Below are 25,067 nucleotides of genomic sequence, written 5' to 3'. Positions count from 1 at the left end.
GCGCGCCGCAGCGCCGCGCGCCACAGCCAGGCGGCCGGGTCGCGCGGCGCCTGGTTGGACCAGGCGACCAGGGCCGCGGCCGAGGCGTCGGCGAAGGCGTCCTCGGCCAGGTCCAGGTCGCGCAGGCGACTGGCGAGCGCAGCCACCACGCGTGGGCGGGCCGCCGCGATCGCCTCGCCGAAGCGCTGCATCAGTGGACGATCAACGGGCGCACCTCGACCTTGCCGCCGTCGATGACCGGGACGCGCTTGGCGACGGCGAGGGCCGCGTCGAGGTCTGGCACCTCGATCAGGTAGTAGCCGCCAAGGTGTTCGCGGGTCTCGGCGAACGGGCCGTCGTGGATGGTCTGCTGACCGCCTTGGGTGATGATGGTGGTGGCCGTCGAGCTATCCTGCAGGCCGGCGCCGTCCTTCTGTACCCCCTTGGCCCGGAGCTCGCCGGCCAGCGCCATGTGCTTGGCCACGATGTCCTTCAGCGCCGCTTGGCCGGCCTCGCCGGCGTAGGCGTCCTCGGGCTCGTAGATCAGGATCATGTATTGCATCGGGGATCTCTCCTTGGGTTGAGATTGCGCGACGCGGAAGCGTGCGTCATCCGGGAGACGGGCGGCGTTCGCCGGATTCGACAGGGGTTTGCGACATGCGGTCGATTTTGTTTGGCGTCGCGCTGGCCGGGCTGATCGTGGGCGGCGCCAAGGGGGCGGACGATCCCCACACCAGGGCGCTGGCGGCGGGCTACAAGGCGGCCTTCCTGTGCAGCGGCGTGTTCAACGCCGGCCAGACCGAGGCACAGGTGGCGGCCGACGACCTGGAGGGCATCTATCCCGACTACCAGGTGCTCGTGCGGAGCCTCCCGGCCACCGTCGACCGCACGGCGAAGACGGTGAGCGTGCCGTTCGACGACAGGCTGCCGCCGCGGATCGCGGCGTGGAGGCCGGGTTTGGGCTGCGCGCAACTGCCGATCGGGGCGGACGCCGGCGGTGTCGCGAAGCTGCCGCGGTTGGCGATCCAGCCGCCCGCGGCGAAGGCGGCCTGGCCCGACGGGGACGATGGCGCGACTGCGCCGGGACCGGCGAAGCTGGCGCCGGTGCTGGAGAAGGCGTTCGACAAGGTGGCCTATGGCGGCGCGACCACGGCGGTGCTGGTGGTGCGCGACGGCAAGATCGTCGGCGAGCAGTACCGTCCGGGCTGGACGATGCATACGCCGCAGCGGACCTGGTCCGCGGCCAAGAGCCTGACGGCGACGGTGGTGGGCCGGGCGGTCAAGCTGGGAAAGGTCGAGGTGAGCGCGCCGGCCAACATCCCCGAGTGGAAGGCGCCGGGCGACCCACGCGCGAAGATCACCCTGGCGCAGCTCATGCACATGGGCTCCGGCCTGTGGACCGACGGACCGGGCAACCGAACGGACGAGGTCTATGTGGGCGGTGGCGCGGTGACCGAGTGGGCCACGCGCATGCCGCTGGAGGCCGCGCCGGGCAGCCGATTCAACTACGCCAACAACGACACATTGCTGGCCGCGCGCAGTGTCCGCGCCAGCCTGGGCGACGGGAAGGCCGCGCTGGAGTTCCCGTTCAGCGAAGTGCTGTGGAAGATCGGGATGCGGCACACCACGCCGGAGACCGACTGGCAGGGGAACTACATCCTCTCGAGCCAGGTCTGGACGACGGCGCGCGACCTGGCGCGGCTGGGGCTTCTCTACCAGAACGACGGGGTATGGAGCGGCGAGCGGCTGCTGCCCGAGGGCTGGTCCAAGTTCGTGGCGACGCCCGCGCCCGCCCAGCCCGACCGGGACACCGGCTATGGCGCGTTCTTCTGGCTGTACGGCGCCAAGCAGGGCCTGCCGGATGGGACCTACGTGATGAACGGCAACCGGGGGCAGTTCGTCTTCATCGTGCCGTCCCGCAATGTCGTCATCGTGCGGCGCGGCTTCGACGCGGCGGGAGGGCCCCGATTCGACGAGGCGAAGTTCGCCCGCGACGTCCTGGCCGCGCTGGACTAGCTTGTGACTCCGGATGGGGATCCGAAACTCAAGGAGATTCCCATGCGCAGATCCCTGACTCTGTTCGCCACCCTGGCCTTCGCCACCGGCCTCGCCGGGACGGTCCAGGCCGCGCCGTGCAAGGACGCCAAGGGCAAGTTCGTGAAGTGCCCGCCCGCCGCGGCCGCCCCGGCCCGCTGCCGCGACAAGACCACCAAGGCCTTCGCCAAGTGCGGCGCGCCCAACACCGAGGCCGTGCCGGCCGCGGCGAAGAAGTAGCGGTCAGGCGTCGGCGGGCAGGGTTTCCAGGAACCGCACGCCTTCGCCCAGGCTGGGGGCCACGATCTCGTCGTCGCGCATCACCACGCGGCCGCGGATGATCGTGGCCTTGGGCCAGCCCTTGGCCTCGAAGCCGTCGAAGGGCGTCCAGCCGGAACGGGTGGCCATCTGGTCGTGGGTGATGGTGCGCCGCGCCTTGAGGTCGACGATCGTCAGGTCGGCGTCGTAGCCGACGGCCAGGCGGCCCTTGTCCGCCATGCCGAAGATGCGCTGCGCACCATGGCTGGTGAGGTCGACCAGGCGCTCAAGGCTGAGCCGACCGTCGGCCACATGCGTCAGCATGACCGGCAGCAGGGTCTGCACGCCCGGCATCCCCGAGGGCGAGGCGGGGTAGGGGCGGGCCTTTTCCTCGCGGGTGTGCGGCGCGTGGTCCGAGCCCAGGACGTCGGCGATGCCATTCGCCACGCCCAGCCAGAGACCGGCGCGGTGCGTGGCGTCGCGGATCGGCGGGTTCATCTGGGCGAAGCCCTTCAGGCGCTCGTAGGCCTCGGGGCCTTCCAGGGTGAGGTGCTGCGGCGTGACCTCGACTGAAGCGACGTCCTTGCAGCCGGCCAGAAAGGCGATCTCCTCCCTGGTGGTCACGTGCAGGACGTGGATGCGCTTGCCAGTCTTGCGGGCCAGGCGCACCAGCCGCTCGGTGGACTGGATCGCCGACTGGGCGTCGCGCACCTCGGGGTGGCTGGTCCAGTCGCCGGTGCGGGCCAGCGGGCGGCGCTCGGCCAGGCGGTATTCGTCTTCGGAGTGGAAGGCGGCCCGCCGGTTGATGTGGCGCAGGACCAGCTCGACGCCCTCGTCGTCGGCCACCAGCAGGGTGCCGGTCGAGGCGCCCATGAACACCTTGATCCCGCAGCAACCGGGCAGGCGTTCCAGCTCGCCCAGGAAGGTCGCGTTTTCGTGCGTGCCGCCGACGTAGAAGGCGTGATCGCAGTGCATGCGGTGACGCGCGCGCTTCAGCTTGTCGGCCAGGGCGTCGGGATCGGTGGTTGTGGGCTCGGTGTTCGGCATCTCGAACACGGCGACCACCCCGCCCAGGACCGCGCACTGCGAGCCGGTCTCCAGGTCTTCCTTCCACTCCAGGCCCGGCTCGCGGAAGTGCACCTGGGTGTCGATCACGCCCGGCATGACCGTCAGGCCGGTGGCGTCGAAGACTTCACCCGCCGAGGCCTGGGAAAGGTCGCCGATGGCGGCGAACTTGCCGTCCTTGACGCCGATGTCGGTGAAGCCGCGACCCGCATGGTTCACCACCTCGCCGCCACGCACGATCAGGTCGTAGGTCTCAGGCATGGGTGGGTTCCGTGGCTTTGAGGAGGTCCTTGGCGGCCGATACGACGGTTTCGACCGGCAGGTCCATCATATGGCACAGCGCCTGGCCGAATCCGGGGTCGACGGCCCGGATCTGTTCGTAGCTGCGAGGGCCGCGCACCACGCGAGTGTGCTCGCCCCAGGGCGCGTAGAGGCGCTCGTCCGAAGGGCCGAAGAGGCCGATGGTGGGGCAGCCCGAGGCCGCGGCCAGGTGCATGGCGCCCGAGTCGTTGCCGATGAAGAGGCGCGAGCGCTTGAGGCAAGCGTAGGCGGTCAGCAGGTCGGCCTTGCCGATCAGGTCGATGAAGCTCTTGCCCGCCACGTCCCGCAGCCCACGGGCCAGCTTCTCGTCGCCCGGACCGCCCAGGACCATCAGCCGGCCGCCCGCCATGGGGCCGTAGCCGCGCAGCAGCTTCATCGCCACCTGGCTGAACCGTTCCACCGGCCAGGTCTTGCCGACCCAGTTGGCCGCCGGCGCCAGGGCCAGGATCGGGCCCGAGCCGCGGGTCAGCTCGTCAGCATAGGCCTCGACGTCGGGGTTGGTGAAGATGTGCGGCGGGGCGGGCTCGTCCTCGATCTTCAGGACGCGGGCGGCCTCCAGCACCTTGTGGGTCGGCTCTGTGCTCTTGCGATGGATGGCGCGGCGCTTGGTGGACAGGAAGCGCGAGATGCCCGAGCCGCGCAGGTCGACGATCAGGCCCCACTTCGTGTGGCGCACCTTTTGCCACAGCTCAAGCCAGTGGCCGCCGCTCTTCGACTTCTCGAGGACGATGACGCGGGCCAGACCGGGCACGTTGACGAACAGGGGCGCGGCGTCGGGGCCCGCGACGATCGTGAAACGGGCGTTCGGGATCTCGTCGGCCAGCCGCTTGACCAGGCCCGACGAGAGCACGGCGTCGCCGATCCGCGTGGCGGTGATGAAGAGGATCGGGAAGGAGGCCGTCATCGCCATTCCTATAGGCGCCCGGAGGCTGGCGCTCCACACCGAGCCGCCCCAAATTGTCGGGATGTCGTCGACCGTGACCTTCGCGCACTTGCCAAGCCGCTCCCTCATCGCCCTGAGCGGCCCGGACTGGCGCAGCTTCCTGCAGGGGCTGATCACCCAGGACGTCGAGACGCTCGCGGAGGGCGAAGCGCGGTTCGGGGCGCTGCTGACGCCCCAGGGCCGGCTCCTCTACGACCTGTTCGTGGTGACGAACGGCGAGGGCGCCTGGCTGGACGTCGAGGCTGAGCACCGCGACGCGCTGCTGCAACGGCTCCTCATGTACCGGCTGCGGACGAAGGTGGAAATCGCGGCGGACGAGACGCCGGTGAGCGTCCTGTACGGCGAGGGCGAGATCGCCGCGCCCGGCGCGGGCTGGGCGCGCGATGGCCGGCTGCCGGCGCTGGGCTGGCGGGGTTATGGGGTTTCGGCGCCGTCGGAGGCGGTCGCCGCGACCGAGGCCGACCGGGAAGCCCAGAAGCTGCGCCTGGGCGTGCCGGGTCCGGCCGACTGGGGTGCGGACAAGACCTATCCGATCGAAGCCAACTTCGACCTCCTGAACGGCATCGATTTCAAGAAGGGCTGCTTCGTCGGCCAGGAGACGACGTCACGCATGAAGCGGCGCGGGACGATCAAGAACCGGATGCTGCCCATCGTGTTCGAGGGCCCGGCTCCGGTGAAGGGCGCAGAGGTGCTGAATGGGGATCTGCGCGCCGGCGAGGTGCTGTCGGGCGCCGAGGGCCGGGCGATCGCCCTGGTGCGCCTGGACCGGGCGCTGGGCGCGCCCCTGACGGTGGATGGGCGCCCCGCGCGGGTCGAGGTTCCGGAATGGATGTCACCGGCCGTCCAAGAAGAACCCGCGTAGCAGCTCCAGCGTCTCGGCGGGTTTCTCCTCCGGGATGAAGTGGCCGCAGTCGAGGGACTGGCCGCGCACGTCGTCGGCCCATTCGCGCCAGATCGCCAGGGTGTCGTACCAGGCGGCGAGCGCGCCCTTGCCGCCCCACAGGATCTGGACGGGGCAGGCGATCCTGCGGCCGGCGGCCTTGTCCTCTTCATCGAGCTTGCGATCGAACCCGGCGCCCGCACGGTAGTCTTCACACATGGCGTGGACGACCGAGGGATTGCGGACGGCGGCGGCGTAGTCGGCATAGGCCTCGGGCGCGAACATCGCTCCCGCTCCGGGATACTGGAGCGCGAAGAAGAACGCTTCCGGATCGGCGCCGATCAGCCGCTCGGGCAGCGGATAGCGCTGTGCCAGGAACGGCCAGTGCCAGTAGCCCAGGGCGAAGCGGCGGTCGGCGCGCGCCCAGACCTCGCCGGTCGGGATGATGTCGAGGATCGACAGGCGGCGGACGGCCTGGGGACGGTCCAGCGCCAGCCGGTAGGCCACGCGGCCGCCGCGGTCGTGGCCGGCGACGTCGAACCGATCGAACCCGAAATGGCGCATTACGGCCATCGCATCCCGGGCCATCGCCCGCTTGGACGAGGTCTCATGGTCCTCCGACGCCGCGGGCAACGTCGAGCCGCCGTAGCCCCGCAGGTCGAAGCAGACGACGGTGAAATCCCGCGCAAGCCCCTCGGCGACGTGGGCCCACATCATGTGAGTCTCGGGATAGCCGTGCAGCAGCAGCACCGGCGGGCCCGAGCCGCCGCGGCGGACGCGGAGGCTGACCTCACCGGTTTCGACCTGCGACAACTGGAAGCCTTCGAACGCCATCGAAAGGTTCGCCTCTTGTTTCCGGCCCCCGGCTGCGCTGAGAGTGCGGCCGATGACCGAAGTCCTGACTCGTTGCGAATGGCGCGGCATGGCCGGCGACCCGCTGTACGAGGCCTATCACGACACCGAATGGGGCGTGCCGGAATACGATTCCCGCGCGCTTTGGGAGAAGCTCGTCCTGGATGGGTTCCAGGCCGGGCTGGCGTGGATCACCATCCTCCGCAAGCGCGAGGCCTTCCGCGCGGCGTTCGACAATTTCGATCCGGTGAAGGTCGCGCGCTATGGCGACGCGGACCGGGCGCGGTTGATGGCCGACGCCGGCATCGTGCGCTCCAACGCCAAGATCGACGCCGCCATCGAGAGCGCGAAGATCTATCTGCAGATGCAGGCGCGCGGCGAGGACTTCTCGGAGTTCTGCTGGGGCTTCGTGGACGGCAAGCCGATCCAGAACCGGTGGAACGCGTTCGGCGATGTGCCGGCGAAGACGGACCTGGCCGAGGAGGTGTCGAAGGCGCTGAAGGCCCGGGGCTTCAAGTTCGTGGGCCCGGTGATCGTCTACGCCTGGATGCAGGCCGTGGGAATGGTCAACGACCACTTCACCTGCTGCTTCCGCCACGACCAGGTGAAGACGCTGGCGCGATGAGGGCGGCGGCGATCCTGGCGATATCGATCGCACTCGCCGGCTGCGAGCATATGTACGGCGCGGTTGATGCGAGGCTCGCCGATTCCGAGGCGATTGCGATCGACCGGCGGGAAGCCGCTCGCCGCGACGTGTCGCTGGAGGGACGTCGACCGGTCGTCAAACGATCCGAGACCGCCACGACGGTTTACTTCGAGGACCCGGCATGTGACTCCGGCTGCCTGGATGGACTGCCCGTGATGGTGGAGATTTCGCCGACCGGGCGTCGAGTGACCCACTTCCAGGACGGGCGCGTCTGATGGCGAAGGGCCCGACGCTCCTGCTGGAAAAGGCCTTCGTGGGCGGTCCCGTCTGCGGGGTGGACGAGGCCGGCCGTGGGCCGTGGGCCGGGCCTGTCTCGGCGGCGGCGGTGATCCTGTCGGACAATCCCCGCAAGGTCCCGAAGGGGCTCGACGACTCCAAGAAGCTGACCGCCAAGGCCCGCGAGGCGCTGGAGCTGGAGATCAAGGACAAGGCCGTGGCCTGGGGCGTGGGCATGGCCAGCGTCGAGGAGATCTTCGAGCTGAACATCCTGCATGCCACCGGCTTGGCCATGTGCCGCGCCATCGAGGCGTTGGCGGTGCAGCCCACCTTCGCGCTCGTCGACGGCAACTACCGCTTCAAGCTGCCCTGCGAGGTGAAGACGGTGGTGGGCGGCGACGGCAAGTCCAAGTCGATCGCCGCCGCGTCCATCCTGGCCAAGGTGGCGCGAGACCGGCTGATGATGGAGATGGACGCGGTCTATCCCGGATACGGCTTCGCCAGTCACAAGGGGTACAACGCCCCGATCCACATCGAGGCGCTGGTCAGCCTGGGGCCGTGCGAGATCCATCGCCGCGCCTGGCGTCCCGTGAAGCTGGTGCTCTCGGGACGGGATCCGCGGCTCGAGGGCGACTTGCAGGACGAACTGCCGTTCGAGTGAATTGATCAATTGAATCAAGATTGACCCCAGCCACCCGTCCCTGCGGATTGGCGGCATGAGCGTCAATCCAGATCTGGTCAGGGCCTGCCACATACAGGCTCGTGCGTGCGAGCAGTTCGGCTCGCCGTTCAACGCGGGGCTTCTGCAGCGGATCGCCGCCGACCTGGAGGCGGGCGGGCCGACGCGGGAACTGTTCGCGCGGTGGGACGGGACGGGCCTGAAGGCGATGTTCGACGACGCCGTTCCGATCCGTATCGTGAACACCTTCAACCACCTGGCCATGGGCGGCGAGGACGCGGCCCTGACCGCGGCCTGGCCCCGGCCGGGGGCTGCGATCGACCTCGATGCGGCCTGGGCGGCGGCGCGGGCCGCGATCACGCCGCACTTCGCCATGCTCTCGGCCTTCCTGGATCACGAACCCCAGACCAACGAAGTGCGCCGGGCTGGCGGCCTGCTGGGCGGCTTCCTGACGGTCGCGGCGGAGACCGGCCTGCCGCTGCGCTGCTTCGAGATCGGCGCCAGTGCGGGCTTGAATCAGTTCTGGGAGCGGTTCCGCTTCGAGATGGGACCGACCCGATGGGGCGATCCGGCTTCGCCGGTTCGGATCGACGGGGCCTGGGAAGGCGGCTCGCCGCCGCTGCCGCCCGCCGAGGTCGTCGAGCGGGGCGCGTGCGACCGGAGGCCGACCGACCTGCGCGACCCTGTGCAGCGCCGGCGTCTGCTGGCCTGCGTGTGGCCCGACCAGTTCGAGCGTCTGGAGCGCAGCCGCCACGCCATCGACCTGGCCTTGGCCAGCGGCGTCTCCGTGGACGCCGCCGATGCCCTGGACTGGACCCGGGCCAAGGTGGCGCCGAAGGCCGGAACCGCGACCGTGCTCTACCACTCGGTGTTCTGGCAGTACCTGCCGGAGACGACCCAGAACGGTCTGGCCGAGGCGATCGCGGGGATCGGCGCGGAGGCTGGCGCCGCGGCGCCCTTCGCCTGGCTCCGCTTCGAACCGGCGCACGACAACATGGCGCTGATCGAGGTGAGGCTCACCCTTTGGCCGGGCGGACGGGAACGGAAACTGGCCGAGGCGCATCCACACGGCGCCTGGATCCGGTGGATCGCTTAGATTACGAAGGATTGTAAGCTGTCACGGTTGCACGCTGAGCGCGCGTGTGGCCAGCCATTATTAACGTACCTGCTCTACTGCTGGGATCCTCCCCAAGTGCGAGCGTCATGTTTTCGGTCCTTTCCTGCATAACCACAGACCACGACCTTCGCCTGGTCGTCCTTGCCGCGCTGGTGTGCGCCTCCGGCTGCGCCGCCGCGTTCGGTTTCCATCTGCGCAGCCTGCAGGCGGCCGGTTCGGCGATGCGCTGGGCCTGGTCCGGACTGACCGGCGTCGTCGCGGGCTCGGCCGTGTGGGCGACGCACTTCATCGCCATGCTCGCCTACGAGCCGCACGTGCCCATGGGATACGAACCCTGGACGACTGCCGCGTCCTGGCTGACCGCCGTCGTCGGCATGGGCGTGGGTTTCGCCGTGCCGGTCTATCGCGACAACCGCGCGACCGCGGTGGCGGGCGGAGGCCTGGCGGGCTTCGCGGTCGCCGCCATGCACTTCATGGGGATCGGAGCCATGCGCGCGCAGGCGCGGATCGAATGGGACCCGGCCTATGTGATCGCCGCCATCGTGGTCGGCGTGCTCGGCGCGGGCGCCGCCTTCTATGTGCGTTCGCGCGCCAGCCGCCGCTGGGCGGTCATGGCGCCGGCCGGCGCCCTGGTGCTGGCGATCGTTGGCCTTCACTTCACCGCCATGACGGCCGTGCGCCTGGCGCCCGACCCGACGCTGGCGTTGCCGGCGCAGCTCGCCGGTCGCGACACCCTTGCGTTCGCCACGGTGATCCTGGTCGCGCTGATCCTCTCGGCGACGTCCGGCCTGATCTGGATGCAGGCGCTGGGCCGCCGTTCGACCCTGGCGGGGCTGCGGGACGCGCTGGACGCGGTGACGTCGGGCCTGGCCTTCTACGACCCGGACGGTCGGATCCTTTCCTGGAACAAGGCCTACGGCGAGCTGATGTCGGCCGCCGGTATCGAGATGGTCGAAGGCATGCGCCGCGAAGACATCGCGACGAAGGTGTTCGCCGCGGGGTGGGAGGTGCAGGCCGAGTTCGGCGGGGACGCGCCGCTGGCCAACTATTTCCAGAAGGGTCGCGCCTCGGGCCTGGAGCTGAAGCTGCCCGACGGCCGCTGGATCCGCCACCAGTCGTTCTCGACCCAGGACGGCGGCGGCGTCTCCAAGATGAGCGACGTGACCGAGCAGCGCGAGTCGGCCCGCGTGCTGGCTGAAGCGCGCGATGCGGCCGAGGCCGCCAACCGCGCGAAGAGCCAGTTCCTGGCCAACATGAGCCATGAGATCCGCACGCCGCTGAACGGGGTGCTGGGCATCGCCGACGTCCTGGTGGCCAGCGGCCTGTCGGCCAAGCAGCAGGAGCTGGTCGGCGTGATCAAGGCGTCCGGCGGAATGCTGAATTCGCTGCTGAGCGACCTGCTGGACGTGGCGCGCGCGGAGGCCGGGATGGCCGAACTGCGCCCCGAACCCACGTCGCTGAGCGAACTGGCGCAGTCGGTGGTGGCGCTCTACGCGCCGCAGGCCGAACAGAAGGGCCTTGGCATCTGGCTCGAGGTGGCGTGCGGCGCCGGCGGGCGGGTGAACTGCGACGGCATGCGGCTGCAGCAGATCCTGGGCAACCTCATCAGCAATGCGGTGAAATTCACCGATGCCGGCCAGGCGGTGATCCGGCTGGCGCGCGACGGCGACAAGGTGACGTTCCAGGTGCGCGACACCGGGGTGGGCTTCGACGAAGCGACCAAGGCCGATCTGCTGGGCGCCTTCCGTCAGGCCGACGGCAGCTCGACGCGCCGTCACGGCGGGGCGGGTCTGGGGCTGGCCATCTGCCGCGACTATGTCGGCCTCATGGGCGGGGTGCTGGACTGCGCCAGCACGCCTGGCCAAGGCTCGACCTTCAGCTTCACCCTGGACCTGCCGATGCTGGCCGACGACGTGGCGCCGGTGGCCTTGGCGACCGAAGACCGTGCGGAGAGCGCCTTCCGCGTGCTCGTGGTCGACGACAACGACATCAATCGCCAGGTCCTGGGCCTGATCCTGGATTCGGCCGAGATCAAGCATGCCGAGGTGGTGAACGGCGCCGAGGCGGTGGACGCCGCCAAGACCGGCGGCTTCGACGCCATACTGATGGACATTCAGATGCCGGTTATGGACGGCTTCGAGGCGACGCGCCTGATCCGCGCCTGGGAGGCCGAGACCGGCCGCCAGCGGATGCCGATCCTGATCGTCTCGGCCAACGGCCTGCAGGAGCACGTAGACGCCGGCAAGGCGGCCGGCGCCGACGGCCACCTGAACAAGCCGGTCTCGGTGCCGCAGCTGCTGGGCGCCCTCGAGCCGCACGTCAACGCCACGATGGCTGCCTAAGTTTGCGTTTGACGGCCGGCGTTGACGGCCTGTTCACCATGTCGGCCTGAGGATTCAGCCTTCTGTTTCGTGAGGTTGGGCCATGGGGCTGCCGGTTGACGCCATTCTGCAGGGCGATTGCCTGGAGGAGCTGAAGAAGCTCCCCGACAGGTCGGTCGACCTGGTGTTCGCCGATCCGCCCTACAACCTGCAGCTTGGGGGCGACCTGCTGCGGCCGGACAACTCGAAGGTCGACGCCGTCGACGACGAGTGGGACCAGTTCGAGAGCTTCGAGGCCTACGACACCTTCACCAAGGCTTGGCTGCGCGAATGCCGGCGGGTGCTCAAGGACGACGGCGCCCTCTGGGTGATCGGCAGCTACCACAACATCTTCCGCGTCGGCGCGACGCTGCAGGATCTCGGGTTCTGGATCCTGAACGACATCGTCTGGCGCAAGTCGAACCCGATGCCGAACTTCAAGGGTACGCGCTTCACCAACGCCCACGAGACGCTGATCTGGGCGTCCAAGGCCCGGGGCGGCCGGCGGTATACCTTCAACTACGACGCCATGAAGATGGCGAACGACGAGCTGCAGATGCGCTCGGACTGGACGCTGCCGCTGTGCACCGGCGAGGAGCGGCTGAAGGACGAGACGGGAACCAAGGCCCACCCGACCCAGAAGCCGGAGGCGCTGCTGCACCGGGTGATCATGTCGTCGACCAAGCCGGGCGACATCATCCTGGACCCGTTCTTCGGCACCGGCACCACGGGCGCGGTGGCGCGCCGGCTGGGCCGCAAGTTCATCGGCATCGAGCGCGAGGAAGGTTACGCGAGGATCGCCGAGCAGCGGATCGCCAAGGTGATTCCCGCGACAGCCGACGAGATGGCGGTCACCGGATCCAAGCGCGCCGAGCCGCGCGTTCCGTTCGGCAGCCTGGTCGAGGCGGGGCTGCTGCGGGCGGGCGACGTGCTCTACTGCCCGCGCGGCAAGAACGCGGCGAGGGTGCGCGCCGACGGCAGCCTGGTGGTGGGCGAGCTGGCCGGCTCGATCCACAAGGTGGGCGCGATGGTGCAGTCGGCGCCGGCTTGCAACGGCTGGACCTACTGGCACTTCAAGACCGACAAGGGCCTGGCCCCGATCGACGTGCTGCGGGCGAAGGTCCGCGCGCAGATGCCAGCCTAGGCGCACTTACCCCCTAGCCCCGTACCGGTTCTTCGGCCAACCTGATCCAAACAGGTGTTTGACGGGGGATGCGTGATGGGCGGGCGTCGGCGGTGAATCCGCGCATCTATGTCCTGACGCTGTGCACCTTCGCCTTTGGTTCGGCGGCGTTCATCTTCGCCGGCATGCTGGAGACGATGGCTGCCGACCTTGGCGTCTCCACCGCCGTCGCGGGCCAGCTTCAGACGGCCTATGTGCTGACCTCGGCTGCGCTGGGGCCGGTGGTGGCCTGGGGCCTGGGGCGGCTGGACCGGCGGTTCGTGGTCATCCTGGGCCTGGTGATCGGCCTGGTGCTGCACCTGGCCTGCGCCGTCGCGCCCAACTTCGAGACCCTGCTGGTGGTGCGCGCCCTGGCCGGCGTGGCCGGGGCCATGTCCGGGCCGGCGGCCAGCGTGGCCGCCGCTTCGCTGGTTCCGCCCGAGCGGCGCGGCTCGGCGTTGGCGATGGTGTCGGGCGGCATGACGCTGGCGTTTGTCATCGGCATCCCGATCGGCAGTGTCGCGGGCGCGATGTTCGGCTGGCGGGCGACGTTCGTGGTCGCCGCGGTGCTGGCGGCCGTGGCTCTGGTCGCGGTGGCGATCTTCCTGCCCAGCGTGCCTGCGCCGCCCAAGCGCGAAGGCGGCAAGCTCGACCTGCGGGGAATCTGGCCGCTGTACCTCACCAGCTTTCTGACCTTCGCCGCCAACATGACGCTGAACCTCTACATTGCGCCGATCGTGCGGGTGGGCACGGGCATTACCGGTGCGGGCGTCGCGGTGTTCCAGTCGATGATCGGCTTCGGCGCGGCCATGGGCCTGTGGCTGGGCGGGCGCGCGGCCGACCGGGGCGCGGGCAAGGCGTGGGTGCTGCAATGCATCGGGCTGCAGGCGGTGGCCATGACACTGCACCTGTCGGCGACGCACCACCTGCTGCCGCACGGCTATGCCATCGACGGACTGGTGCTGGCGGCGGTGTTCCTGGCCGCGACGGCGCTGTTCTCGATCTCGCCGGTGACCCAGTCGCGGCTGATCCAGATGACCCACGGCGCACCGGTGGCCCTGGCGCTGAATGGCTCGGTGTTCGCAATGGGCCAAGCGTTGGGCGCGACGATGGGGGGAGCCGCCCTGGCGAGCTTCGGCGTGCCCGCGATCCCGGCCACGGCGCTTTTGGCCTCGGTGGTGGCGCTGATCACCCTCGCGTTCGTGTTCCCACGCGCGCCGAAGGCGGCCGTCTAGAGCAGGTTCATCAGCCCCGCCCGGGCGGCCTTCAGGAAGACGCTGGGCAGGGCGTCGAGATCGCGGCGCGGGCTCCAGATGACGCCGTCCGCGCCGCCCTCGGCGCGGAGCAGACGGAGCGTCAGCGTGAAGTGGGTGAAGCCGTGCTCCACCTCGCCGACGCTGCGCCAGTCGGCGGCCGTCGGCGCGGCGCGGGCGGCCTCGTCGTCGTCCCAGCGCGCCGCGCGCCACTCGCTGGTGGGCAACGCCAGCATCCCGCCGAGCAGGCCCTTGGGCGGGCGGCGCACCAGCGCCACCTGGTCGCCACGCGTGAGGACGTAAGCCACCCCGTGGCGGTGCGGCCGCTCGGCCTTGGCGATCTTGCGGGGATAGGTCTCAGGCGTGCCGGTGGCGAGGCCCGCGCAGTGTTCGGCGATCGGGCATCGGTCGCAGAGCGGCGCCTTGGGCCGGCAGGTCGTGGCGCCCAGGTCCATCAGCGCCTGCGCCCAGTCGCCCGGCCGATCGTCCCGGACCAGGGTTGCGGCCAGGCGCTTCAGCTCCGGCTTGGCGTCGGGAAGCGGTTGCTCCACCGCGAAGAGGCGGGCCATCACGCGCTCGACGTTGCCGTCGACGACGTTGGTGGGCAGGTCGAACGCGATCGCTCCGACCGCGGCGGCCGTATAGGGGCCGAGGCCGGGCAGGCCGCGCAGGCCTTCCTCGGTGTCTGGAAAGACGCCGCCATGGTCACCCGCCACGGCCCGGGCGCAGGCCAGCAGGTTGCGGGCGCGGGCGTAGTAGCCGAGGCCGGCCCAGGCGGCCATGACCTCTCCGTCCGCCTCGTCGGCCAGGTCGACGACCGTTGGCCAGCGAGCGGTAAACTTCAGGAAGTAGGGCGTGGCGTGCGGCACGGTGGTCTGCTGCAGCATCACCTCGGACAGCCAGACCCGGTAGGGATCGGCCCGCACGCCGGCGGCATGGTCGGCCGGGCGCACCCGCCACGGCAGGTCGCGGGCGCCGGCGTCGTACCAGGCGAGGAGTTGGGTGCGGAGCGTGTCGGGAGCCACGGGCCTCGCCTACCACTCGCGCGGCCGCTCGCGAAGGGTTGCCCAACGCGACGGAACGAACGGTAGAGTTGGGAAGATGGCCAGGCTAGGGGCGCGACATGGCGTTGAACGGGCTTCCAGGAATCTCGGCGGCGGAGCTGGAACGGGTGGCCCTCCCGCTGGATCAGGCCTGGACCCTGCCGCCGGCGGCCTATGTGCTCCCGGAGATCCATGACCTCGAGGTCGATAGAATCTTCCGGCGCAGCTGGCTTCCACTCGCCCGCGTCGATCAGCTCCCGGAACCCGGCGACTTTCAGGCGCTGGACGTCCTGGGCCAGCCCCTGCTCGTGGTGCACGGGACCGATGGACAGTTCCGGGTGATGTCGAACGTCTGCCTGCACCGCGCCGCGCCGCTGGCGGAAGGCGCCGGCCGGAGGAAATTGTTCACCTGCCCCTACCACGCCTGGGGCTACGACACGGCGGGCCAGTTGGTGGCCGCGCCGCTGATGGAGGGCGCGGAGGGCTTCGAGCCCGGAGCTTGCCGCCTGCCGCAGATCCGCACGGAGGTCTGGGAAGGCTTCATCCTGGCCAACTTCGACCCGGACGCGGAGACTTTCGGCCGACAGGCCGAAGGCCTCCGGTGCTATTTCGCCAACTACGCCATGGCCGACATGGTTGTGGTCCGGACGCTGACGTACGAAAGCGGCTGGAACTGGAAGGTTCTCGTCGAGAACTTCATGGAGGCCTACCACCACATCGGGATCCACGCCCACACGTTCGAGCCTGTCTTCCACGCCCGTGACTCCAAGGTTCCGGACAACGGCGGGCCCTGGTCGATCCTGCACATGCCGGCGGCCGATCCGGACGGGCCGCACGAAGGCCTCGTCCAGGGGCTGGAGCCGTGGCAGGCGGGGGCCCTGTTCGCGGCGGTGGCCTTCCCGCACTTCATGTTCGCCCTGCATGGGAGCGGCATGGCTTGGTACCAAGTGCTCCCCGAGGCCGCCGGCCGTTTCACGCTGAAGATCCACGTGTGCGTGCCCCGCACGGCCCTGGAGATCGAGGGCTTCGAGGGGATCGCGGAGGCTTCGGAGCAGTTCACCGCCCACGTCCACCAAGAGGACATCGCGGCTAACGACCTGGTTTGGCGGGGCCTCAACGCGCCCATGACCGTCCAGGGCAGGTTGTCGCCGCTGGAACGCTCGATCTGGCAGCTCAATCAGTGGTGGCTCGAGCGTCTGGGCGCGCTAGGCTAGGAGACATGGCCCGCCAGCTTCCCACACGCGACGAGGCGCTACGCATCCTGGCGACGAAGCGCACGCGGCCGCCGCACAAGCCCGCGCCGCCGGCCGGGCGGGCGCTGCGCGCGTTCCTTCGCGAGATGGACGGCCGCTTCGGCCAGGGCGCGGGCGCGCTGACTGCCCGCTGGCGTGAGGTGGTCGGGCCGGAGATCGCGCGGCGAACCGAGCCGGTGAAGCTGGTCAAGGGCCGCAACGGCGGGCCGTCCTCGCTGGAGATCCGCGTGGCGGGCCCGTCCGCGGCGATCATCCAGCACCAGGCGCACGAGATCCTGGCGCGGGTGAACCTGTTCCTGGGGCCCGAGGCGGTCCAGAAGCTGCGGATCGTGCAGGGGCCGCTGCAGCACAAGCCCGAAGCCGCCCCGCCCCGCCGCCGCGCCGCCCCTCTGGACGCCGCAGCAGAGGCCAGGCTTGCGGCGGGACTGGCCGAGGCGCCCGACGGAAAGCTGAAGGACGCGCTCATGGCCCTGGGCCGCGGCGTGCTGAAGCGCAACGGCCAAGGTTGACACATATCCGCCGCGGTCTCATCGGCATGTCCGCCAGCGCCTCTCACGAGAGGGTTGCTTGGGCCGCGCGGGAATCGCGCTTTAATCCTTTGTTCAGAACCTCCGGAAGGTCTTCGATGTCGATCCTCAGCCGCCGTCTCCTGATGGTCGCCGCCGCCGCGGGCGCGGCGCTGGCGCTCGCGAGCTGCACCAAGGCCGGTGGCGGCGGGCCCGACACGACCGAAGCCATGACCATGGGCAAGGCCGACGCGCCCATCACCATCGAGGAATACGCTTCCACCACCTGCAGCCACTGTGGCCGGTTCGCGCTGGAGGTCATGCCGCAGGTCAAGGCCAAGTACATCGACACCGGCAAGGTGAAGTGGGTCTACCACGAGTTCCTGACGCCGCCTGAAGCGGTGGCCGCCGCCGGCGTGCTCGTCGCCCGCTGCGCCGGCAAGGACAAGTACTTCAGCGTGATCGACGCCCTCTTCCACAGCCAGGAAGAGATGTACCGGACCGGCGACGCGCGCGGCACCTTGCTGAAGGTGGCTCAATCGGCGGGGATGACCGAGGAACAGTTCAACAAGTGCGTCCAGGACGAGGCTGCCGCGACGGCGCTGAACAAGCGCATCGAGAAGGCCCAGAAGGACCGGAACATCACCTCGACCCCGACCTTCTTCATCAACGGTAAGAAGCTGAAGGAGGGTGAACTGACCCTCCAGGAGCTCGACGCCGCGATCGCCGGAGTCGGCAAGTAGCCATGGGCGTCCTGACCCGCCGCGCAGCCATCGCAGCAGCCGCCGCCGTTGCGGCCGGCGCGGCTGCGCCGGCCTGGGCGCAGTACAAGCCGGCGGCGGGCGACATGAGCCTGGGCAATCCCAAGGCTCCGATCCATGTGGTCGAGTACCTGTCGCTGACCTGCCCGCACTGCGCGCATTTCCACCGCGACGTCTTCCCGGCGTTCAAGGTCAAGTACATCGACACCGGCCGCGTCCACTTCACGCTGCGCGAGCTGTTGACGGCGCCCGCCCAGGTGGCCGCGGCGGGATTCATGATGGCCCGCTGCAAGGGCGACCCCGCCAGCTACTTCAAGATCGTCGATGAGGTCTTTGCCAGCCAGGCCCGCTGGCAGCAGGGGAACATCAAGCCGATCTTCGTCGAGATCGCCAAGAACAATGGCCTGACCGAGGCCCAGTTCGAGGCCTGCATCACCGACGAGAAGGCCCAGGAAGCCCTGCAGGGCCGCCTGGAATACGCCACGGGGACCGACAAGGTGACCGGCACGCCGACGTTCTTCGTCAACGGCGTGCAGCTCTCCAACCAGGAAGTGCCGACCCTGGCCGACCTGGACGCCGCCATCGCGAAGGCGGCCAAGCCGAGCGGGAGGCGCTAGCAGCGGTGCACTTCCAGCGGCTCAGGCTCGCGGGCTTCAAGTCCTTCGTCGATCCGACCGAGTTCCGGATCGAGCCAGGACTCACGGGCATCGTCGGGCCGAACGGCTGCGGGAAGTCGAACCTGCTGGAGGCCCTGCGCTGGGTGATGGGCGCCAATTCCGCCAAGGCTATGCGGGCCGGCGGAATGGACGACGTGATCTTCGCCGGCGCCGCCAACCGGCCCGGCCGCAATCACGCCGAGGTCGCGCTCACGATCGACAATTCCGAACGCCGTGCGCCGCCGGCGTTCAACGATCACCCGGTGATCGAGGTGGTCCGGCGGATCGATCGCGGGGCGGGCTCTACCTACCGGATCAACGGCCGCGAGGTGCGCGCCCGCGACGTCCAGCTGCTGTTCGCCGACGCCTCCACCGGCGCGAGCTCGCCGGCGCTGGTGCGCCAGGGGCAGATCTCGGAACTGATCGCGGCCAAGCCGCAGAACCGGCGGCTGATCCTGGAAGAGGCGGCGGGGGTCTCGGGCCTCCATTCGCGGCGGCACGAGGCCGAGCTGCGGCTGAAGGCGGCCGAGACCAACCTGACCCGCCTGGACGACGTGGCTCAGGAACTCGAGGCCAGCCTCAACAGGCTGAAGCGCGAGGCGCGCCAGGCCGAACGTTACAAGCGCCTGTCGGCCGAGATCCGCGCGCTGCAGGGCGCCGTGCTCTACGCCAAGTGGAGCCAGGCGCAGGCGACGGCTGGCCGGCTGGTCGCCGAGGCGCAGGCGGCGATCCGGGCGGTGGAAGAGACCGCGCGCTCGGCGGCGGCGGCCACGACCCGTGCGGCCGAGGCCGAGGCGGCGCTGAAGCCCCTGCGGGAGGCCGAGACCATCGCCGCGGCCGTCCTGCACAAGCTGGCCATCGACAAGGACCGGCTGGAACGCGAGGAGGAGGCGCACGCCGCCGAGCTGGCCCGCCTGACCGGCGACCTGGAGCGGATCGACGCCGACCGCGCCCGGGAGGCGCACATCACCGAGGACGCCGAGGTGGCTCTGAAGCGCCTGGCCCAGGATCTCGAGGCGCTGCAGGGCCAGATCGCCGCCGCGCCCGAACGGGGGCCCGAGCTGGAAGAAGCCGCCCGCGCCGCCGAGGTCGCGCGCGCGGCGGCCGACGCCGAGGTCGAACGGCTGGCCGGGGAACTGGCGGCCCAGGAGGCGCAGCGCCGCGCCGCCCGCGCCCGCGTCGAAGAAGCCCAGGGCCGGGTCGCCCGCACCCGCCGGGCGCTGGACCAGGCCAAGCAGGAACGTCAGGCGCTGGGACCGATCCTCAACCCGCAGGCGGCCGAGGCGAGGGCTGCGCTGGAAGCCGCCGAGGCCGCCTTGTCCGCCGCGCGCGCCGCGCTGGAGACGGCAGAGGACGAGCGCGCCAAGGCCAACGAGGCCGAGGGGATCGCGCGCGACGCGGCGCGCAAGCTGGAGGAGCAGCTCGGCCGCTACACCGCCGAGGCGCGCGCCCTGGCGGCGCTGGTCGCCCAGGCCAAACGCGGCGGCTTCGCTCCCGCCCTGGATTCGGTCGCGCCCGATCGCGGCTATGAGAAGGCCCTGGCGGCGGCGTTCGGGGACGACCTCGACGCCTCGCTCGATCCCGCCGCTCCCGCATACTGGGGCGGCCGCGAGGCGCCGGCTCCGGGCTGGCCCGACGGCGCCACGCCGCTGGGCCCGCTGGTGAAGGTTCCGGCGGTCCTCGCGGCTCGCCTCGCCTACGTCGCCCTAGTCGACCGCGCCGACGGCGACCGCCTGCAGAAGCAGCTCGTCCCCGGTGGCCGGTTGGTGTCCCGCGAGGGTGACCTCTGGCGCTGGGACGGCTTCACCGCGAAGGCCGAGGCCCCGAAGCCGGCGGCGGTGCGCCTGGAGCAGAAGACCCGGCTGGCGGAGGTCGAGGCCGAGATCGAGAAGCTCGAGCCGAAGGCGACGGCGGCGCGGGAAGCCGCCACGGCGGCGATGAACCGCGTGCGCGCCGCCGATGAGGCGCTGCGGCTGGCCCGGCGCGAGCCCCCGGCGCTGGAGCAGAGGGCGAGCCAGGCGCGCGCGGCGCTGGAGCGCTTCGAACGCGAGGCGGCGCTGAAGGAGGCCCGCGCTGCGTCCCTGGACGACCTGATCGGCCGGTTCGAGGCGGAGTACGCCGAACACGAGGCCCAGCTCGCCGCCGTGATGGCCGAGGCAGGCGGGGAAGGCGAGGCGACCGGCGTCGCTGAGGCCTTGGCCGCCGCCCGCGCAGCGGCCGGCCCCGCCCGCGAGGCCGCCGCTCAGGCCCGCTCGGCCTACGAAATGGAGATCCGCGAGCGTGACGGACGCGCGCGGCGCCTCGAGACCCTGACCCGCGAGCACGACGACTGGGTCCGCCGCTCGGGCGCGGCCGGCAAGCGGGTGGCGCAACTGGACGAGGCGCGCGCCAAGGCCCACGCCGCCCTGATGGCCGCTCAGGACGCGCCGTCGACCCTGGAGGCCCGCAAATCCGCATTGCTGGATGAACTGGGCGCGGCGGAAGCGCGGCGGGCCAAGACCTCGGACGCCCTGGCCGCCGCCGAGCACGAGCGGACCGAGGCCGACCGGGGCCTTCGCGCCACCGAGGCCGCCGCGTCGGAAGCCCGTGAGCTGCGCGCCAGTCTCTCGGCCCACTCCGAAGCCGCCGTCGAGCGCCTGAAGGAGGTGGCGGAGAACATCCGCGAGGCCGCCCGGATGGAGCCCGAGGAGCTGGGCCGCAAGCTGGCGGACGAGGCGGTGGCGATTCCCGCCGACGCCGATGGCATGGAGGCTCACCTCTTCAACCTGGAGCGCCAGCGCGAGGGAATCGGCCCGGTGAACCTGCGGGCCGAGGAAGAGGCTCAGGAACTCGCGGCCCGGCTCGAGACCATGAATGTCGAGCGCGCCGACCTCACTGGGGCGATCGCGCGGCTGCGCCAGGGCATCGACGAGCTCAACCACGAGGGCCGCGAGCGGTTGACGGCGGCGTTCGGCGTCATCAACGAGCATTTCAAGACTCTGTTCTCCGCCCTGTTCAATGGCGGCCAGGCCGAGCTGCGCCTGGTCGAATCGGACGACCCGCTGGAAGCGGGCCTCGAGATCTTCGCCTGCCCGCCCGGAAAGCGCCTGGCGACCATGAGCCTGATGAGCGGGGGCGAGCAGGCCCTGACGGCCTCGGCGCTGATCTTCGCGGTGTTCCTGGCCCAACCGGCGCCGATCTGCGTGCTGGACGAGGTGGACGCCCCCCTCGACGACGCCAACGTCGACCGCTTCTGCAACATGGTCGACGAAATGTGCCGGCGCACCGAGACCCGCTTCATCGTCATCACCCACAACCCGGTCACCATGGCGCGGACCGATCGGCTGTTCGGAGTGACCATGGCCGAGCGGGGCGTGTCGCAACTGGTCTCCGTGGACCTGCGGCAAGCCGAGGCCATGGCGGCCCAGTGACGTAGCGTCCACTTGGTCAAGCTGTCGCGGCTCCGAAAAACACTAAATAAAACAGCGCGCTACGGGCGGGCTGACTAGCCTTGACGCACTGCACACCCATCTATAGGTTCCGCGCGACCTGAAGCCCCCGCCGTGGCGGCGACGTGGCGGTCGTAAGGCCATTCCACGCATGCGCCCGGATCACGAGCCGAACGCCGAGGCGCCAAGCCTCGACCAACGGCTCGCTGCGGCGGAGGCGGCGCAGGCCCGACGCGAGAGCGGAGACGCTCACCGGGCCATGGCGCAGGGTTACCGCTTCCTCGGTGAAGTGGTGGGTGGGGTGCTGATGGGAGCCGGCTTGGGCTGGCTTGCGGATCGCTTCATCACTCCGGCGCCGCTCGGTCTGATCATCGGACTGCTGGTGGGTTCGGGAGTTTCCATCTTTGTCGCGGTGCGATCCGCGGCGAAGGCGACAAGAGAAGCGACGACGGCGAACGCCGGGCGCACGCCCGCCGAGGCCGACGAGGATGAGGGCTAGAGGACGCTAATGGCGGAACAACCTGCCATCGAACCGATGCACCAGTTCCTGATCCACAAGATCTGGGACGGTCCGGTTTTCCAACTCGGCGGCCTGACCGTGGACATGTCGATCACCAACTCGGTGGCCAGCATGATCGCCGGCGCGCTGATCCTCATGGTGTTCTTCGCCCTGACCGCAAAGGGCCAGCTCGTGCCGAACCGCGGCCAGGCGCTGGCCGAAAGCCTCTACAACATCGTCGACAAGGTTCTGGTGACCCCGATCATCGGGCACGAGGGCAAGCCCTACATTCCGTATCTGTTCACGCTGTTCATGGTCATCCTTGTCCTGAACCTGATGGGCGTGTTGCTGGCGATCGGCAACCTGGGCGGCCTGACCCTCACGTTCACCGTGACCTCGCAGCTCGCGATCACCGCGACGCTCGCGGTGCTCACCTTCTTCAGCGTCTTCTTCCTCGGCTTCATCAAGCACGGCCCGAAGTTCCTGGGCCTGTTCGCGCCCAGCGGCATGCCGCTGCCGCTGCTGATCTTCATGGTGCCGATCGAGATGATCTCCTACTTCGTGCGCCCGGTGACCCTGGCGATGCGTCTGTTCGGCAACATGCTGGGCGGCCACGTCGTGATGAGCCTGTTCGGCGCCTTCGTCGTCGCGCTGGGCCTGGCGGCTCTCTCGGGCGGCCTCTCGACGCTCCTGTTCGTCCCGAGCGCTCTTTCCTTCGCCATGATCGTCGGCCTGACCGGCCTCGAGTTGGTGGTGGCGCTCCTGCAGGCCTTCGTGTTCACCGCGCTGGCCACGGTCTACCTCAACGAGGTCGTGAACTTCGGTCACGGCCACTAACCCAACACCTACCTTCAAGGGGACTACTCAAATGGAAGCTGAAGCCGCGAAGCTGATCGGCGCTGGCCTCGCCACCTCGGGCATGATCGGGGCCGGTATTGGCCTGGGCAGCCTGTTCGGTAACTACCTGCAAGCCGCGATCCGCAACCCGTCGGCCGCCGCCAGCCAGCAGACCATGCTGTTCCTCGGCATGGCGCTGACGGAAACCATGGGCCTGTTCTCGTTCGTCGTCTCGCTGATCATCCTGTTCGGCTAAGAGAGGACGCCTAGGCGCCCCCATGGCGATGCAGACTGAAGACCATACGGCCGCCGCGGGCTCCATGCCCGCCGCGCCGGGCCATGAGGCCGCCGCCACGGGCGCGCACGAAGGCGCTACCCCGGCCGGCGACCATGCCGAAGGCGGACTTCCGCAGTTCGACTTCTCGCAGTGGCCGGGCCAGATCGCCTGGTTCCTGATCATCTTCTTCGTGGTGCTGGCGTTCATGCGCTTGGTCGCCGTGCCGAAGGTGGGCGGGACCATCGACGCCCGGGAAGGCAAGATCGCCGGCGACATCGCCGACGCGCGCCGCATGAAAGACGAGGCCGACGCGCAAGCCGCTGCGGCCGCCGCCGAAGCGGCCCAGGCCCGCGCCGCGGCGCAGAAGGTCGGCGCCGAAGCCCGGGCCAAGGCCCAGGCCGAAATCGCCGCCCGCCTCGCCGAGGAGGAGGCCAAACTGGCCGCCACCGGCGCCGAGGCCGAGGCCCGTATCGCCAAGGCTCGCGAGGCCGCCATGAGCAACGTCGCCGGCATCGCCGCCGACACCGCCCAGGCGATCGTCCAGAAGCTGACCGGCAAGACCGCGACGGCCGCTGAGCTCGCCGCGGCGAAGGGATAACCGATGGAACTGCTGCTCGACGCCCACTTCTGGGTCGGCGTCGCCTTCGTGGTCTTCCTTGGCATCCTGGTGATGGCCGGGGTCCACAAGTTCGCCTGGAAGGCGCTGGGCGACGCGGGCGCCAAGGTTCAGGCCCAGCTCGACGAAGCCAACGCGCTTCGCAGCGAGGCCCAGGCCCTGCTGGCCCAAGTCAACGCCCAGAAGGAGGCGGCCGACAAGCTGGCCGCCGAGATCCTCGCCAACGCCAAGGACGAGGCCGCGCGCCTGCAGTCCGAGGCCAAGACGAAGCTCGCCGAACAACTGGAGCGCCGCGGCCAGATGGCCGAGCGCAAGATCGCCCAGGCCGAGGCTCAGGCCGAAGCCGAGGTCCGCGCCGCGGCCGCCGAACTGGCCGCGCAGATGGCTGAGCAGGTGCTGGTCGCCCGCCTGGCCGGCGCCAAGAGCGACCCGCTGATCGACAAGGCCATCGGCCAACTGGCGGGGAAGCTGCAATAGTCCACGAGATCGGGTCCGCGCTCGCGTAGCGCGGCCCGTGTCCGGACGCCCGGCGTTGGGGAACTCCGCGCGCCCGTGACCTGTCCACGAACCCCACAATCACATGAACAGTTCGCGGCGCTCCGCCTGGGGAGACGCGCCGGATTTCCGACCTGTCCTTGAGCATTGTGGGGTTCGTGGGCGCACCTCCGCCTCCACACATCCCGCCGTCCCTGCGACGTCCCGCTTGCGAGGCCGTGCGCAGACGCCGGCCAGCCCGCCGCGAGCTACCGCCAGAAGTCCATGCGTGAGCCTGGAACGATGGGGCTTAGGCGGCGACCGTGGAGCGGCGGAACCGGCGGCGCAGGCTCTTGGCGAAGCGAATCCGCTTCGGCAGGAGGATCCGCTCTACCCGCAGCGTCTGGTGGTAGAACAGCGCCACGAACTCCGGGTCGCGACGCAGCAGGCGGCGGATCGGGTACAGCATCTTGGGATGCGCCCGATGCAGCCGGACGAACTGGCGGCGAGCCTTGAAGGAGTTCTTCAGGACGATCATCAGGCCGACCACGATCACCGGGATCCCGCCGGGACCCGGCAGGGGCGCGATGGCGATGCCCGCGACGATGATGGCGAAGCCAAGCAGCACCAGCCCGAACCGCTTGATGCGGCCGGCAATCTCGCGCGCGAGATCGTCCGTGGCGCGATAGACGCGCAAAGAGGGCATGGCGAAAGTCACTTGGTAGTCCTGGGGGGCGCGCGGCGAAGCGGGGAGGTTCCGCCGTCACAAGCCTCATATGCGTACGTACCGGAGAATCGTAAAGACGCCGTGCCGTTAAATTTTGCTAACGCGCCCCTATTCCCCCAGGCATGGCGCCGGCGCCACACCCTCGTGCAGGACTGTCACAGATCG

Annotated in this window: 26 protein-coding genes and 1 pseudogene; 20 read left to right on the top strand and 7 right to left on the bottom strand. The window is 70.0% G+C overall.

All coding sequences use genetic code 11. From position 1 onward, the window contains the following. Together ACODSY_RS23620 and ACODSY_RS23615 are read right to left on the bottom strand one after the other, a co-directional pair. Positions 1 to 191 (bottom strand): annotated as a pseudogene (locus ACODSY_RS23620) (RNA polymerase sigma factor); the annotation flags it as partial. After that, positions 191 to 541, bottom strand: coding sequence for a YciI family protein (locus tag ACODSY_RS23615; RefSeq protein ID WP_488954356.1), 351 nt, complete (start codon positions 539 to 541; stop codon positions 191 to 193). The gene ACODSY_RS23615 and the pseudogene ACODSY_RS23620, both read right to left, overlap by 1 nt. A 95-nt stretch (positions 542 to 636) precedes the next feature. Between ACODSY_RS23615 and ACODSY_RS23610 the strand changes: the two genes are divergently transcribed. Next, positions 637 to 1,995, top strand: a complete 1,359-nt coding sequence (locus ACODSY_RS23610; protein WP_488954355.1) for a serine hydrolase domain-containing protein — start codon at positions 637 to 639, stop codon at positions 1,993 to 1,995. Positions 1,996 to 2,037: 42 nt separating this feature from the next. Next, positions 2,038 to 2,253 carry a hypothetical protein gene (locus ACODSY_RS23605; RefSeq protein WP_488954354.1) on the top strand — a complete coding sequence of 72 codons (216 nt, stop codon included), beginning with the start codon at positions 2,038 to 2,040 and terminating at the stop codon, positions 2,251 to 2,253. A 3-nt stretch (positions 2,254 to 2,256) separates the two neighbouring features. Here the strand turns inward: ACODSY_RS23605 and ACODSY_RS23600 are convergent, their stop codons facing one another. Beyond that, on the bottom strand, positions 2,257 to 3,597 hold the full coding sequence (locus ACODSY_RS23600; RefSeq protein ID WP_488954353.1) for a dihydroorotase: 1,341 nt from the start codon (positions 3,595 to 3,597) through the stop codon (positions 2,257 to 2,259). Then, the gene (locus ACODSY_RS23595; RefSeq protein WP_488954352.1) at positions 3,590 to 4,561 is read right to left on the bottom strand and encodes a glycosyltransferase family 9 protein; all 972 of its coding nucleotides are present in this window, start codon (positions 4,559 to 4,561) and stop codon (positions 3,590 to 3,592) included. The genes ACODSY_RS23600 and ACODSY_RS23595 overlap by 8 nt, the downstream gene beginning before the upstream one ends. A 61-nt stretch (positions 4,562 to 4,622) precedes the next feature. Here ACODSY_RS23595 and ygfZ point away from each other — a divergent pair, with 61 nt between their 5' ends. Next, positions 4,623 to 5,462, top strand: coding sequence for a CAF17-like 4Fe-4S cluster assembly/insertion protein YgfZ (gene ygfZ, locus ACODSY_RS23590; RefSeq protein ID WP_488954351.1), 840 nt, complete (start codon positions 4,623 to 4,625; stop codon positions 5,460 to 5,462). Here the strand turns inward: ygfZ and ACODSY_RS23585 are convergent. Continuing rightward, on the bottom strand, positions 5,433 to 6,314 hold the full coding sequence (locus ACODSY_RS23585; RefSeq protein WP_488954350.1) for an alpha/beta fold hydrolase: 882 nt from the start codon (positions 6,312 to 6,314) through the stop codon (positions 5,433 to 5,435). The genes ygfZ and ACODSY_RS23585 overlap by 30 nt on opposite strands. A gap of 52 nt (positions 6,315 to 6,366) precedes the next feature. Here ACODSY_RS23585 and ACODSY_RS23580 point away from each other — a divergent pair, with 52 nt between their 5' ends. The 7 genes from ACODSY_RS23580 to ACODSY_RS23550 all read left to right on the top strand — a co-directional run bounded on the left by ACODSY_RS23580 (position 6,367) and on the right by ACODSY_RS23550 (position 13,807). Continuing rightward, positions 6,367 to 6,957 (top strand): DNA-3-methyladenine glycosylase I, encoded by a 591-nt coding sequence (locus tag ACODSY_RS23580; RefSeq protein WP_488954349.1) that lies wholly within the window; start codon positions 6,367 to 6,369, stop codon positions 6,955 to 6,957. After that, entirely contained in the window at positions 6,954 to 7,253 is a 300-nt protein-coding gene (locus ACODSY_RS23575; RefSeq protein WP_488954348.1) for a hypothetical protein, read from the top strand. The genes ACODSY_RS23580 and ACODSY_RS23575 overlap by 4 nt, the downstream gene beginning before the upstream one ends. Further along, positions 7,253 to 7,915, top strand: coding sequence for a ribonuclease HII (rnhB, locus tag ACODSY_RS23570; RefSeq protein ID WP_488954347.1), 663 nt, complete (start codon positions 7,253 to 7,255; stop codon positions 7,913 to 7,915). Before ACODSY_RS23575 ends, rnhB begins: the two co-directional genes overlap by 1 nt. A gap of 55 nt (positions 7,916 to 7,970) precedes the next feature. Continuing rightward, complete coding sequence (locus tag ACODSY_RS23565; RefSeq protein WP_488954346.1) at positions 7,971 to 9,029, top strand: DUF2332 domain-containing protein; 1,059 nt, start codon at positions 7,971 to 7,973, stop codon at positions 9,027 to 9,029. A 107-nt stretch (positions 9,030 to 9,136) separates the two neighbouring features. Continuing rightward, the gene (locus ACODSY_RS23560) at positions 9,137 to 11,392 is read left to right on the top strand and encodes an MHYT domain-containing protein (protein ID WP_488954345.1); all 2,256 of its coding nucleotides are present in this window, start codon (positions 9,137 to 9,139) and stop codon (positions 11,390 to 11,392) included. An 82-nt stretch (positions 11,393 to 11,474) separates the two neighbouring features. Beyond that, on the top strand, positions 11,475 to 12,554 hold the full coding sequence (locus tag ACODSY_RS23555; protein ID WP_488954344.1) for a site-specific DNA-methyltransferase: 1,080 nt from the start codon (positions 11,475 to 11,477) through the stop codon (positions 12,552 to 12,554). Positions 12,555 to 12,646: 92 nt separating this feature from the next. Further along, the gene (locus ACODSY_RS23550; RefSeq protein ID WP_488954343.1) at positions 12,647 to 13,807 is read left to right on the top strand and encodes an MFS transporter; all 1,161 of its coding nucleotides are present in this window, start codon (positions 12,647 to 12,649) and stop codon (positions 13,805 to 13,807) included. On the opposite strand, the gene mutY is transcribed toward ACODSY_RS23550, so the two are convergent. Further along, positions 13,804 to 14,850, bottom strand: a complete 1,047-nt coding sequence (mutY, locus tag ACODSY_RS23545) for an A/G-specific adenine glycosylase (RefSeq protein WP_488954342.1) — start codon at positions 14,848 to 14,850, stop codon at positions 13,804 to 13,806. The two genes, ACODSY_RS23550 and mutY, sit on opposite strands and share 4 nt — an antisense overlap. Before the next feature lie 98 nt (positions 14,851 to 14,948). On the opposite strand from mutY, the gene ACODSY_RS23540 reads away from it, so the two are divergent. From ACODSY_RS23540 to ACODSY_RS23495, 10 genes are all read left to right on the top strand, one after another. Continuing rightward, positions 14,949 to 16,082, top strand: coding sequence for an aromatic ring-hydroxylating oxygenase subunit alpha (locus tag ACODSY_RS23540; RefSeq protein ID WP_488954341.1), 1,134 nt, complete (start codon positions 14,949 to 14,951; stop codon positions 16,080 to 16,082). Between the two features lie 5 nt (positions 16,083 to 16,087). Continuing rightward, positions 16,088 to 16,630 carry a DUF721 domain-containing protein gene (locus ACODSY_RS23535; RefSeq protein ID WP_488954340.1) on the top strand — a complete coding sequence of 181 codons (543 nt, stop codon included), beginning with the start codon at positions 16,088 to 16,090 and terminating at the stop codon, positions 16,628 to 16,630. Positions 16,631 to 16,746: 116 nt separating this feature from the next. Further along, positions 16,747 to 17,370 carry a DsbA family protein gene (locus tag ACODSY_RS23530; protein WP_488954339.1) on the top strand — a complete coding sequence of 208 codons (624 nt, stop codon included), beginning with the start codon at positions 16,747 to 16,749 and terminating at the stop codon, positions 17,368 to 17,370. Between the two features lie 2 nt (positions 17,371 to 17,372). Beyond that, positions 17,373 to 18,005 carry a DsbA family protein gene (locus tag ACODSY_RS23525; protein WP_488954338.1) on the top strand — a complete coding sequence of 211 codons (633 nt, stop codon included), beginning with the start codon at positions 17,373 to 17,375 and terminating at the stop codon, positions 18,003 to 18,005. Between the two features lie 5 nt (positions 18,006 to 18,010). Next, positions 18,011 to 21,454, top strand: coding sequence for an AAA family ATPase (locus ACODSY_RS23520; RefSeq protein WP_488954337.1), 3,444 nt, complete (start codon positions 18,011 to 18,013; stop codon positions 21,452 to 21,454). A 169-nt stretch (positions 21,455 to 21,623) separates the two neighbouring features. Beyond that, complete coding sequence (locus ACODSY_RS23515) at positions 21,624 to 21,971, top strand: AtpZ/AtpI family protein (protein ID WP_488954336.1); 348 nt, start codon at positions 21,624 to 21,626, stop codon at positions 21,969 to 21,971. A 9-nt stretch (positions 21,972 to 21,980) separates the two neighbouring features. Further along, positions 21,981 to 22,808, top strand: coding sequence for a F0F1 ATP synthase subunit A (locus ACODSY_RS23510; RefSeq protein WP_488954335.1), 828 nt, complete (start codon positions 21,981 to 21,983; stop codon positions 22,806 to 22,808). 31 nt (positions 22,809 to 22,839) lie between these two features. Then, on the top strand, positions 22,840 to 23,064 hold the full coding sequence (locus ACODSY_RS23505; protein WP_293349240.1) for a F0F1 ATP synthase subunit C: 225 nt from the start codon (positions 22,840 to 22,842) through the stop codon (positions 23,062 to 23,064). Between the two features lie 22 nt (positions 23,065 to 23,086). Further along, on the top strand, positions 23,087 to 23,683 hold the full coding sequence (locus tag ACODSY_RS23500) for a F0F1 ATP synthase subunit B family protein (RefSeq protein WP_488954334.1): 597 nt from the start codon (positions 23,087 to 23,089) through the stop codon (positions 23,681 to 23,683). Between the two features lie 3 nt (positions 23,684 to 23,686). Further along, a complete protein-coding gene (locus ACODSY_RS23495; RefSeq protein ID WP_488954333.1) occupies positions 23,687 to 24,178 on the top strand; it encodes a F0F1 ATP synthase subunit B family protein in 492 nt (163 codons plus the stop codon). A gap of 307 nt (positions 24,179 to 24,485) precedes the next feature. Here ACODSY_RS23495 and ACODSY_RS23490 read toward each other — a convergent pair whose 3' ends face one another. Continuing rightward, the gene (locus ACODSY_RS23490) at positions 24,486 to 24,881 is read right to left on the bottom strand and encodes a PGPGW domain-containing protein (protein ID WP_488954332.1); all 396 of its coding nucleotides are present in this window, start codon (positions 24,879 to 24,881) and stop codon (positions 24,486 to 24,488) included. Positions 24,882 to 25,067 lie beyond the last annotated feature (186 nt).

This window comes from Phenylobacterium sp. FG114 (assembly GCF_057809855.1).
This window is presented reverse-complemented; position numbering and strand designations above follow the sequence as displayed.